Raw genomic sequence first — 12870 nt, forward strand, 5'->3', positions numbered from 1 at the left:
CAATTGGTCATGTATGAATGCAAAAACTATATGGCTGAGTTTTTTTTAGGAAGGCAACAAAAATTAATGAAATTAAATTTAATTAAAATAAGCCAATTAATAATTATGGTTTTAACTATTAGTACTTTATTGGGTTGCTATAACAAAGAAGAGTTTAAGCAAAGAATTAAAGATGGTTGGGACGAAGTGCATGCTAGCACTAAACTAAAAGGCGACTTTTGCTACTATGTAGGGGACGTAAAATTCCCTTATACCGACGAGCCAGTATTAGAAGATGATATTCAGTGGGATATTTGGAATAAGGGAAGATTAATAAAAACGTTACCATTATTCGCAGAGACTGGTTTATTAACTCGTGAGCCGGTAGAAGGACTCCCCGAGCTTTATCATTATGAAGTGACCGAATTAGGGGAAAAGTACCGTTATCAAAATATTGATAGAAGCGGAAGTGACCCGATATATGAAAATTCTTTTTGTTATGGTCAGATAGTAGTAGAGAGTGTAACAGATGTCGAAAAAAATGAATATACGCGTGCAAAGGGTTATAGTTACAATAAACCAATTTTTATGTTACTTATAATTATCATGTAATTAATGTACCGGATTGGGTATTAAATTCGGAAAATAAACTCAATGCTATATATGAACCAATAACAGTAAGTTTACCAGAAGAAACTTACCGAGATGTCGTAACATTTTATGTAGGTAAAGGAGATAAATTATATGAAGATAGTATACATTATAAATTGATTAAGTCTGATCACTAATAGCGATTAAATTATGAAAAATTAATCTCAATTATCAGCCACTAGTCATGTATGAATGCAAAAATTATATAAATACCTTTTTCTTGAAGGAGTAATGAGTACTAATGAAAGTTAACTTAATTAATGTTCACCAATTAATAATCCTAACTCTAGTTATTAACACTTTGTCAGGTTGTTACAATAAAAAGGAATTTAAACGCGTTATACAAGATGGTTTTGACAGTGCTCGCAAAAAAGCCAATGTTAAAGGGGATTTTTGCTTTTATTTGGGATCTGTAAAATTCCCTTATACAGACATTTCTCCCTCAAAGGAAGATACTAAATGGATGGGTTGGAATAAAGAAGATTTAGCAAATACTTTACCTTTATTTGCAGAAATAGGCTTATTAACTCGACAACCCGTTAAAACTAAACAAAGCCTTTTTCACTATGATTTAACCGAGTTGGGACAAAAATATCTATATTCTTTTTTTAACAAAACACTAAATGGAGACACAATTTACAATAATGCCTTTTGTTATGGACCGATAAAAGTCATTGAAGTCACAGATGTGAACGAAAAAATGAATAAACTCGGAAAGAATAGTAATAACGAGACACAATTTGAAGTAACAATCAATTATCAAGTAATTAACACTCCGGAATGGGTAATTAACAATCAAGATAAACTTAAAGCGTTATATGGTTCTACTTCCGTACGCTTACCAGATATTATATACACTCAAAAGCTACCTTATATAAAAGGAAAAAATGGTGATATATATCAAGAATCGTCATCTTATCGAGTTTTGCAACCCTCTGGAAAATAATTAACGGATAAACAATAAAAAATTATCCAATTAATAACCGTAATATTTAGCTAAATCTCCTTTTTAGTTGCAATAACTATAACCAAAAAGCACCAAATTAACATTTCTTTATATTGATAAGTTAGTATTAAAATATAATAATTAAAATCAGTGAGTTGATAGAACCAAAATGGTGATAAATAAATAGTAGAAGTTAAATGGATTTTATATACAAATATAAGTAAAATTACCTGAAATATTTATCTAACTTCAATGATGTTCATAAAATTAAATGTAACGAAACATATTATAGTGGTGATTTGTTAGGTTATAATTGAAGATAAATAATACGATGTTAAATAATGTACTATTATAAAATTTTGATGAAAGAAAGTATAAACAAGGATTTGAAATGAGTAAGTATCGAGGCGTCATTCGATTAGGGGATGATACAGATCATGGTGGTAAAGTCATTACTGGATCAACAACGATAAAAGTATGTGGAAAACCAATTGCACGTGTTGGCGATCTTGTCAGTTGTCCAATACATAAACATGGAGTAAACCCAATTGTTGAAGGTGAAGCAACAATGAAAGATCAGGGCAAAAAAATCGCCTTAGATGGACATCATGCTGCCTGTGGTTGTGCCTTAATCTCTTCACTGCCAGAAGTAGGAAAAAGCTGATGGCTATTGATTTTGAATCCTTACCCAAACCATTGCCCAAAAAAGGAAAAATCAAACTATGGCGTTGGCTTGCACTGCTTATAATATTTTTCCTTATCGGGTTTATCGCTACACTCAGTTATGGTTACTTTTTTGGTATATCTGATTTTTGGTTTATCTGTTGCTCAGGTATAACACCATTTTTATTATGGTCTTTTTGTTTTGTATATAAAATATATATACGATTTTATAATAATATTTATATTGAAGAATGGAATTATAATTGTGAAAGGGAGCATCAACACCTGATTGAGTTTGCAAAAAGAGGATTATATGTTATTAGCCATTCTCTTGAAACCAGTCATGGTAAATATGGAAATGGTGTAGGCGTTGCCGAAAGTAAACTCTCCTTAAGTACAAAACCAGTTGGTAATAATGGTCTATTTTTTAAATATGGTTCCTTAACCGTTCCTGAAAATATCTATCCAAGTGATATGCCCAAAAGGATTGAATTGTTATTTAATAACTGGTTACCTGATTACCAACCGATTCTTAATCAATTATCATCACAACTTAAATTACATGTGCGTATATTTATTGATACGCAAATAACAACTGACGAGTTAGAAAGGATATGGCTTAAAACATTTGGTAAATTTGTTAAACCAACCAGTTTTGAAATTAACGATTCGGCAACAAGCACCACATTTATCGAATCATGGTTAGATAATAGCGATTATGATAGTGATTTATTGTTGGTGATAAATGCCCACCTTTTTCAATCACCAACCGAAAATGAAGGTGAATTTGCTTCAGTTATTCTTTTTGCAGGAGAAGAAGCAATAGAAGATCCATTATTATCCGATTTTAAAGCTCGAACCGTAAAAGTTCATCGCAGTGAACAAACTTCAACATTAACTGAAACTCTTGATAAAGCACTATTGTGGGGAGAAGATAATCAAAGTGATTATGATGGTATTTGGACAAGCCAAGTATCAGAAGAACAGAATAAATCGATTATGACGCATCTGACTGATATTCAATTTAAATTAAATAATTTTTTTGATGTCGATTTTTCTATAGGTTCAGTTAGAAACTGTGCCTATTGGTTATCTTTAGCATTAGCGGTTGAATATAGTCAAGAAAACAAAAAAAAGCAGCTTGTTTTAATCGGTAAACCCAATGTGACTGCTTTTGTTGTTGCTTTTCCAAATCAGATATAATTTTAAAGGATAAGTGATGATATTTATGAAATGGTATCAACGCTTATCTTATCATTGTTCATTAGCAACCTTTATAAGGTAACTGTTTTTATTTACTTCACCTCTTTTCCCATCGCTTGTAAATCAGCATGATAAGAGGATCGAACAAATGGTCCGCAGGCCGCATGAGTAAATCCCATACCTAAGGCAATTTGCTTGAGTTCGTCAAATTCTTCGGGTGAAACATAACGTTCGACGGGTAAGTGATACTTACTTGGTTGTAAATATTGACCCAGTGTTAACATGGTTACGCCGTGAGTTCGTAAATCTTTTAGAACCTGTATTAACTCTTCATTGGTTTCACCAAGTCCAACCATTAAACCTGATTTTGTCGGAATATCTGGGTGTTTTTCTTTAAATGCCGATAATAATTTAAGTGAACCTACATAATTGGCTCCAGGGCGTATCTTTTTATATAACCGCGGAATATTCTCTAAATTGTGGTTAAATACATCAGGTGGATTATCACTTAATACTTCGACAGCCTTATCGATACAACCACGAAAATCAGGTGTAAGCGTTTCAACTTTAATATTTGGACTTAATGCGCGAATTTCGCGAGTACAGTCTGCAAAATGGCTAGCTCCACCATCTTTTAAATCATCACGATCGACCGAAGTTATTACCACATAACGTAATTTCATCTCTTGAATGGTTTGAGCGAGTTTAACCGGTTCTTCGCGGTCTGGAGGTAATGGTCGTCCGTGCGCAACATCACAAAATGGACATCGTCGTGTACAGATATCTCCTAAGATCATAAAAGTGGCGGTACCATGATTAAAACATTCGGCTAAGTTAGGGCAAGACGCTTCTTCACATACGGAATGCAATCCATGTTTACGCATCGTACTTTTAATATGCGCAATATTGGTGGAATGAACTGGTATTTTGATTTTCATCCAATCGGGTTTTTTTAAAGGCGCAGCATCTTCTAACGTAACGGTTGGTATGAGTCGTGTTTTATCCGCATCTCGATATTTTGAACTTCTGACTATGGTTTCATTATTTTGCATAATAGATATCTTATTAGATTAGTTTGTTAACAGATTAATAAAATTGTTGGTCAACAATTGTTTTAATTCAGAACGGTTAATTTGTGGGACAAATTCTTTTAATTGAGTCATCTGCAATCCAGCGTAACCACAAGGATTAATGTTTTTAAATGGTGCCAGATCCATATCGATATTTAATGCAAGCCCATGCAGTGTACATCCTCGTTTGATATGTAATCCTAAAGAGCAAATCTTTTTGTGATCAATATACACACCAGGAGCTTCTGCTTTAGCATAAGACATAATATCATAATGTGCCAAAGTTTGAATGACGCATTTTTCTAAACAGCTAACAATATCACGAATACCTATTTTACGACGTTTTAAATCAAATAAGATATACATAATTTGCTGGCCGGGTGCATGATAGGTAATTTGTCCACCACGATCGGTTGCGACAATTGGAATGTCTGTTTGATGTAATAAATGTTCTGGTTTGCCAACTCTGCCTTGCGTAAAAACAGGATAGTGCTCAACTAGCCATATTTCATCAGGCGTTTGTTCATTGCGATTGAGCGTAAAATCATGCATAGCTTGATAGGTTTGCATGTAAGGTTGAGTATGTAACTCTCTAATTATAATATTGTTTGTGATCATATTATTTTTTGCTCTATGCAAATTTAATTTTTAGTAAATTTACTTCTATATATCAGATTTTACTATAGCTTGACAACACATAGGTAAACAAGGTATAACCGATGTTAGTAGTTCTAGCAATTCAATGTATCTTAAATTTGATTTATATCAAATAATTATCTTTTTCTTTACATAACAATTGAAATAGTTGATTAATTTAATAGGAATTAACATTCTTTTCTAACCAGTTGTCTGCTTTACTTTTTTTTGGAAAATGGCAGACTTATATCCATAAAGCTCCATAATGCAGAGTTGAAGCTTACAAAGTTAGTTATAGTTTTAGCTGTAGCTAAGGATGGCAAATACTGCATTTTTATAAACAAAAAAGAGGTTTTTATATGTCGGACATGCAAATGAATGATATCGATCCTGTTGAAACGCAAGATTGGCTCAAAAGTCTTGATTCAATCATTCGTGAAGAAGGAATTGAACGTGCGCAGTATATTATTGAACAATTAGTCAATAAGGCAAAAGAAGGAGGAGTTCCTTTACTTTTTGGTTCTTCAACCAGTAATTATATTAATACCATTCCGGTAGAAGAACAGCCAGCGTATCCAGGTGATTGGGAAATAGAAAGACGGATTCGTTCAATTGTGCGTTGGAATGCAATTATGATGGTGTTAAGAGCATCTAAAAAGGATTTAGAGCTTGGTGGACATATGGCATCATTCCAATCAGCAGCAACTTTTTACGAAGTCTGTTTTAACCACTTTTTCAGAGCTAGAAATGACAAAGACGGTGGTGATTTAGTTTATTTCCAAGGTCATATTTCCCCAGGTATCTATTCAAGAGCATTTATTGAAGGCCGACTCACTGAAGAACAACTCGATAATTTCCGCCAAGAAGTTCACGGTAAAGGACTTCCATCATATCCGCACCCTAAATTACTCCCTGAATTTTGGCAATTCCCAACCGTTTCAATGGGATTGGGACCGGTAAGTGCTATTTATCAAGCTCGATTCTTAAAATATTTAAATCATCGTGGTCTAAAAGACACCACAGAACAAACTGTTTATGCTTTCTTAGGTGATGGTGAAATGGATGAGCCAGAATCTAAAGGTGCAATTACGGTAGCTACTCGTGAAAAACTGGATAACTTAGTATTCGTCATCAATTGTAACTTACAACGTTTAGATGGTCCAGTTACCGGTAATGGTAAAATCATCAATGAACTAGAAGGTGTTTTTGCTGGTGCAGGTTGGAATGTTATCAAAGTTATTTGGGGTGACCGTTGGGATAAACTCCTACAAAAAGATAAATCTGGCAAATTAGTAAGATTAATGAATGAAACGCTTGATGGTGATTATCAAACCTTTAAATCAAAAGATGGTGCTTATGTACGTGAGCATTTCTTTGGTAAATATCCTGAAACAGCAGAATTAGTAAAAGATATGTCTGATGAAGAAATTTTCAGACTTAATCGTGGTGGTCAAGACCCATCTAAAATGTTTGCTGCCTTTATGCGTGCTAAAGAGACCAAAGATCGACCAACGGTTATTTTAGCGCATACTATCAAAGGTTATGGTATGGGTGAAGCAGCGGAAGCGAAAAATATTGCTCACCAAGTGAAAAAAATGAATATGGATGGTGTCCGTCATGTGCGTGACTTCTTCAATATTCCTGTTACAGATGATGCTTTAGAAAAATTACCATATATTAAATTTGAAGAGCACACACCTGAATATAAATACATTCATGAACGCCGTAACGCTTTAAATGGTTATGTACCATCAAGATTAACTCATTTTTCAGGAACGGTCTCAATTCCTCCTTTAAGTGAATTTGCTCCACTACTTGAAGCACAAACTAAAGAAATTTCAACAACTATTGCTTTTGTACGAGCGCTTAATATCATGTTGAAAGACAAAGATCTTGCGCCACGTCTAGTACCAATTCTAGCTGATGAAGCTCGTACTTTTGGTATGGAAGGTCTATTCCGTCAAATCGGTATTTATAATCCGCATGGTCAACAATATACGCCGCAAGATAGAGAACAAGTCGCTTATTATCGTGAAGATGAAAAAGGGCAAATCCTACAAGAGGGGATCAATGAATGTGGTGCAACAGCATCATGGATTGCTGCGGCAACATCGTACAGCACTAATGATTACCCAATGATTCCATTTTACATCTATTACTCAATGTTTGGTTTCCAACGTATTGGTGATTTGATGTGGGCAGCTGGTGATCAACAAGCGCGAGGCTTTATGATTGGTGGTACTTCAGGCCGAACAACCTTAAATGGTGAAGGGTTACAACATCAAGATGGTCACAGTCATATTCAAGCTTTAACGATTCCAAACTGCGTATCTTACGATCCTGCTTATGCTTATGAAGTTGCTGTTATTATGCAAGATGGTTTACGTCGTATGTATGGCGATCAAGAAAACGTCTACTACTATATTACGACACTAAATGAAAACTATGCTCAACCTGCAATGCCTGAAGGTGTGGAAGAGGGGATCCGTCGTGGTATCTATAAACTTGACACTGTTCAAGGTCAAAACGGTAAACCAACCGTTCAGCTATTAGGTTCTGGTTCGATTTTACGTCATGTGCGTGATGCGGCGGATATTTTAGCCAAAGAGTATGGTGTTGGTTCTGATATCTATAGTGTCACTTCATTTACTGAACTTGCTCGTGATGGTCAAGATTGTGAACGTTACAACATGTTACATCCAAGCGAAACACCGAAAGTGCCTTACGTGGCGCAAGTAATGAATAATAATCCAGCTGTTGTTTCAACTGACTATATGAAACTATTTGCCGAACAAATACGTGGCTTTGTACCAGCGGAAAATTATCGTGTATTAGGAACCGATGGTTTCGGACGCAGTGATAGCCGTGAAAATTTACGTCATCACTTTGAAGTCGATGCTTCTTATGTTGTCATTGCAGCATTAGGTGAGCTTGCTAAACGCGGTGACATTGAAGCAAGTGTCGTTGAAGAAGCGATCAAAAAGTTCGAGATCAATGCTGATAAACTCAACCCACGTATTGCATAAGAGGTAAAAAGAATGAGTATTGAAATTAAATTGCCTGATATTGGTAATGATGAAGTTGAAGTTACCGAAATTTTAGTAAAAGTGGGTGATAAGGTTGCTGTTGATGATAACATCATGACGGTAGAAGGTGATAAAGCTTCAATGGAAATTCCTGCTCCACAAGCAGGGATTGTAAAATCAATCATTGTTAAAGTTGGTGATAAAGTTAAAACCGGTGTAGACATTATGGTATTTGATGAAGAGGGCAGCGCTGCTGCTCCAGCGCCACAATCAGCATCACAACCCGCTACACCAAAAGTTGAAGTCACACCGACTACTTCATCTGTGAGTCAAACCGTTGATGTCAATGTTCCTGATATTGGTGGCGACGAGGTTGAAGTTACTGAAATTTCAGTCAAGGTAGGTGATACTGTTGCGATTGATGACAACATTATAACGGTTGAGGGTGATAAAGCCTCAATGGAAATTCCTGCACCAGTTGCCGGTGTAGTTAAAAATATTATCATTAAAGTTGGTGATAAAGTTAAAACCGGTTCCAAAATTATGGAATTTGAAACGACTACAGCAGCGGCACCTACGGCTAATAGTGCTGCGACAGATCCTGCTCCAGCTTCAACACCAACTGCATCCGCACCAGTCTCTGCGGTTGCTGCAACGCCTACTGCATCTGCAACGGTACCAGCCACTTCAGGTAATGATTTTGTTGAAAACGATGCTTATGCACATGCTACACCGTCAGTACGTCGCTTAGCGCGTGAATTTGGTGTTAATTTGGCTAAAGTCACACCAACAGGACCAAAACATCGTATTTTACGTGAAGATATTCAAGCGTATGTTAAAAATGCGGTTAAACAAGTTGAGAGTGGCGCTGCGGGTGGTGCTCTACCTGGCTTATTACCTTGGCCAAAAGTTGATTTTAGTAAGTTTGGTGAAATAGAAAGCTTACCATTAACTAAAATTCAAAAAGTATCAGGCGCTAATTTACATCGTAACTGGGTAATGATCCCTCATGTTACTGAGTTTGATGAATCAGATATTACTGATCTTGAAGCATTCCGCAAACAACAAAATGCCGAAGCTGAGAAGAAAAAACTCGACCTTAAGATCACACCACTGGTCTTTATTATGAAAGCAGTAGCCAGCGCATTAAAAGCTTATCCACGTTTTAACAGCTCACTGTCTGAAGATACGCAAACGCTAATTATCAAAAAATACATTAATATTGGTGTAGCGGTTGATACACCAAACGGACTTGTAGTACCTGTATTTAAAGATGTTGATAAAAAGGGTATTGTTGATCTTTCTCGTGAACTGGCAGAAATCTCTAAAAAAGCACGGGATGGTAAATTAACGGGTAGCGATATGCAAGGTGGTTGCTTCACTATTTCCAGCTTAGGGGGAATTGGTACAACTTCATTCACGCCAATTGTGAACGCTCCGGAAGTGGGTATTTTAGGTGTTTCTCGTTCTAGCATGAAACCTATTTGGAACGGTAAAGAATTTACACCTCGCTTAATGTTGCCATTATCTTTATCTTTCGATCACCGAGTGATCGACGGAGCAGATGGTGCACGCTTCCTAAGTCATATTGTTAACGTTTTATCCGACTTACGTCGTTTAGTGATGTAGTGGGGGAATATAGATTATGAGTCAAGAAGTTAAAACACAACTTGTCGTCTTGGGTGCAGGTCCAGCGGGTTACTCCGCTGCCTTTCGCGCTGCCGATCTTGGGTTAGAGGTTACCTTAGTTGAACGCTATTCAACTTTAGGTGGTGTGTGTCTAAATGTGGGTTGTATTCCATCTAAAGCATTACTACATGTTGCTAAAGTTATGGATGAAGCCAAATCATTGACCGCGCACGGTATACATTTTGGTACACCAAAGCTAGAACTGGATAAAGTGCGAGCTTGGAAAGAAAAGGTCATTAATCAATTGACTAACGGTCTTGCAGGCATGGCTAAAATGCGTAAAGTGAATGTCATTCAAGGTGACGCTCAGTTTACTGGTAGCCATACTATGGATGTGACTTCTGCCAAAGGTATTACTAAAATTACTTTTGATAATGCCATTATTGCCGCAGGCTCACGCCCAATTCAATTACCTTTTATTCCTCATGATGATCCACGAATTTGGGATTCAACGGATGCGTTAGCATTAACCACCATTCCTAAAAAATTATTATTAATGGGCGGTGGAATTATCGGTCTTGAGATGGGAACCGTATACCATGCCTTAGGTTCAGAAGTTGATGTGGTTGAAATGCTCGATCAAGTGATCCCTGCTGCGGATAAAGATGTGATCAAAGTCTTTACTAAGCAGATTCAAAATAAATTCACGTTAAGACTTGAAACTAAAGTGGCGACAGTTGAAGCAAAACACGATGCAATTTATGTCACTATGGAGAAGAAAGACGGCACCACTGAAACTCACACTTATGATGCAGTATTAGTGGCAATTGGTCGCTCTCCTAACGGTAAACTCATCGGCGCTGAAAAAGCTGGCGTAAATGTTACCGATCGGGGTTTCATCGAAGTGGATAAGCAAATGCGTACCAATGTTCCTCATATCTATGCTATAGGTGATATTGTAGGTCAACCAATGTTGGCTCACAAAGGTGTACATGAAGGACATATTGCAGCCGAAGTCATTGCGGGTAAAAAACACTTCTTCGATCCTAAAACGATTCCTTCCATTGCCTATACTGAACCTGAAGTTGCTTGGGTTGGTTTAACCGAAAAAGAGGCAAAACAAAAGGGCATTGATTACGAAGTTGCGATTTTCCCTTGGTCAGCGTCAGGACGAGCTATTGCATCTGATTGTTCAGAAGGTATGACTAAGTTGATTTTTAATAAAGCGGATAATCGTTTACTCGGTGGTGCCGTAGTAGGTGCGAATGGTGGTGAATTACTTGGTGAAATCACCTTAGCCGTTGAAATGGGCTGTGATGCAGAAGATATTGCTTTAACCATCCATGCTCACCCAACACTGCATGAATCAATCGGTTTAGCTTCTGAAATTTATGAAGGTTCTATTACCGATTTACCTAATGCAAAAGCAGTAAAAAAATAAAATTTTAATTTTAAGTTTCCTTCAATAATTTGCCGTCAGTTTACTCTGACGGTTTTTTTTATTTTGTTCGTTATTTTAATTAAATTTCATTCTTATAAAAAAGCCCAAAGTTAATTATTAAGTTACTTTCAAATTAACGACACATTTACTTAATAGAATCTATTTCGTGAAAAGAAAATGAAACGGTATAGACTCCTGAATATTTTTTACAAAATAAATTATAAACTATTAATATAATTAATTATTTTAGATAAATCTCAACCCAATTATTTATTCAAACTAAAATCCTATTCACAATCCTATCGATAGTTTAAAAACTATTTTTTATCGCTGTGCAATCAGTTATTTTGTCAAAAAGTTTCAGGTTATGGCTATATTTGTGTAAAAATCAATTTTTACGCCTAATGATTAAAAAAACACTCTACAAAATACTTATGCAGAATACATAAAATCCAAATTCTATCTACAATTCACAATGATCATTCTTTGCTTAGAATTTAAAATTGGCGTGATTTTATAATGAAATGGTATAGATTCCTGAATAATTTTTACATAACTGATTATAAACAAATGATATAATTAAATTTTTGAATGTCTTTAACTCTATTATTTAACTACTCTAGAATTTTATCCATAATTTTATTGGTATTTTTAAAGAGAAAATTTTTTCGGTAATTGTTGGTTAGTTATTTATGTCAAAAGCTTCAGGTTATGGCTATTTTTGAGTAAAAATCAATTTTTAGGCCTAATGATTTAAAAAACACTCTACAAAATACTTATGCAGAATACATAAAATCCAAATTCTATCTACAATTCACAATGATCATTTTTTCTTTGAATTTAAAATTGGCGTGATTTTATAATGAAATGGTATAGACTCCTGAATAATTTTTACATAACTGATTATAACTAAATGATATAATTAAATTTTTGAATGTCTTTAACTCTATTATTTAACTACTCTAGAATTTTATCCATAATTTTATTGGTATTTTTAAAGAGAAAATTTTTTCGATAATTGTTGATTAGTTATTTATGCCAAAAGCTTCAGGTTATGGCTATATTTGAGTAAAAGTCAATTTTTAGGCCTAATGATTTAAAAACACTCTACAAAATACTTATGCAGAATACATAAAATCCAAATTATACCTACAATTCACAATGATCATTCTTTCTTTGAATTTAAAATTGGCGTGATTTTATAATGAAATGGTATAGACTCCTGAATAATTTTTACATAACTGATTATAACCAAATGATATAATTAAGTTTTTGAATGTCTTTAACTCTATTATTTAACTACTCTAAAATTTTATTCATAATTTTATTGGTATTTTTAAAGAGAAAATTTTTTTGGTAATTGTTGGTTAGTTATTTATGCCAAAAGCTTTCAGGTTATGTTTGAATAGAAGTGATTTTTTAGATATAACTTTTAATAAAAATTCGATGCAAAATACTCAATAAAAAATCTGCAAAATCCAAATTTTGTTAATCCTTGTTTGATCATGTTTAAGTAACAAATTTTTAATGATATTTTATTAATATAATTAATAATATCAGTAAGTTATTCATGCAATTCAATTTAAAAAAATACTAAAAAAAGATTGCAAAAATCGCAAAAAAAGG

Annotated in this window: 9 protein-coding genes; 7 read left to right on the top strand and 2 right to left on the bottom strand. The window is 34.7% G+C overall.

Annotated elements, in window-relative coordinates; all coding sequences use genetic code 11:
• Positions 1-66 precede the first annotated feature (66 nt).
• From AC5LW9_RS06205 to AC5LW9_RS06220, 4 genes are all read left to right on the top strand, one after another.
• A complete protein-coding gene (locus AC5LW9_RS06205) occupies positions 67-591 on the top strand; it encodes a hypothetical protein (protein ID WP_493456525.1) in 525 nt (174 codons plus the stop codon).
• A 280-nt stretch (positions 592-871) separates the two neighbouring features.
• Complete coding sequence (locus AC5LW9_RS06210; RefSeq protein ID WP_493456526.1) at positions 872-1576, top strand: hypothetical protein; 705 nt, start codon at positions 872-874, stop codon at positions 1574-1576.
• A gap of 391 nt (positions 1577-1967) precedes the next feature.
• Positions 1968-2240: a PAAR domain-containing protein gene (locus AC5LW9_RS06215; protein WP_039128253.1), complete on the top strand. Its 273-nt coding sequence runs from the start codon at positions 1968-1970 to the stop codon at positions 2238-2240.
• Entirely contained in the window at positions 2240-3442 is a 1203-nt protein-coding gene (locus AC5LW9_RS06220; protein WP_493456527.1) for a hypothetical protein, read from the top strand. Before AC5LW9_RS06215 ends, AC5LW9_RS06220 begins: the two co-directional genes overlap by 1 nt.
• A 92-nt stretch (positions 3443-3534) precedes the next feature.
• Here AC5LW9_RS06220 and lipA read toward each other — a convergent pair whose 3' ends face one another.
• Both lipA and lipB read right to left on the bottom strand, forming a co-directional pair.
• Complete coding sequence (gene lipA / locus AC5LW9_RS06225; RefSeq protein ID WP_039128257.1) at positions 3535-4494, bottom strand: lipoyl synthase; 960 nt, start codon at positions 4492-4494, stop codon at positions 3535-3537.
• Between the two features lie 18 nt (positions 4495-4512).
• Entirely contained in the window at positions 4513-5130 is a 618-nt protein-coding gene (gene lipB, locus AC5LW9_RS06230) for a lipoyl(octanoyl) transferase LipB (protein WP_039128260.1), read from the bottom strand.
• 377 nt (positions 5131-5507) lie between these two features.
• Between lipB and aceE the strand changes: the two genes are divergently transcribed.
• The 3 genes from aceE to lpdA are packed head-to-tail and all read left to right on the top strand — an operon-like array spanning position 5508 to position 11244.
• The gene (aceE, locus tag AC5LW9_RS06235) at positions 5508-8174 is read left to right on the top strand and encodes a pyruvate dehydrogenase (acetyl-transferring), homodimeric type (RefSeq protein ID WP_039128263.1); all 2667 of its coding nucleotides are present in this window, start codon (positions 5508-5510) and stop codon (positions 8172-8174) included.
• A 12-nt stretch (positions 8175-8186) separates the two neighbouring features.
• The gene (aceF, locus tag AC5LW9_RS06240) at positions 8187-9803 is read left to right on the top strand and encodes a pyruvate dehydrogenase complex dihydrolipoyllysine-residue acetyltransferase (protein WP_493456528.1); all 1617 of its coding nucleotides are present in this window, start codon (positions 8187-8189) and stop codon (positions 9801-9803) included.
• Between the two features lie 16 nt (positions 9804-9819).
• On the top strand, positions 9820-11244 hold the full coding sequence (lpdA, locus tag AC5LW9_RS06245) for a dihydrolipoyl dehydrogenase (protein ID WP_493456529.1): 1425 nt from the start codon (positions 9820-9822) through the stop codon (positions 11242-11244).
• The last annotated feature ends 1626 nt before the right edge of the window (positions 11245-12870 follow it).

Source organism: Gilliamella sp. LMG 34360 (assembly GCF_984568995.1).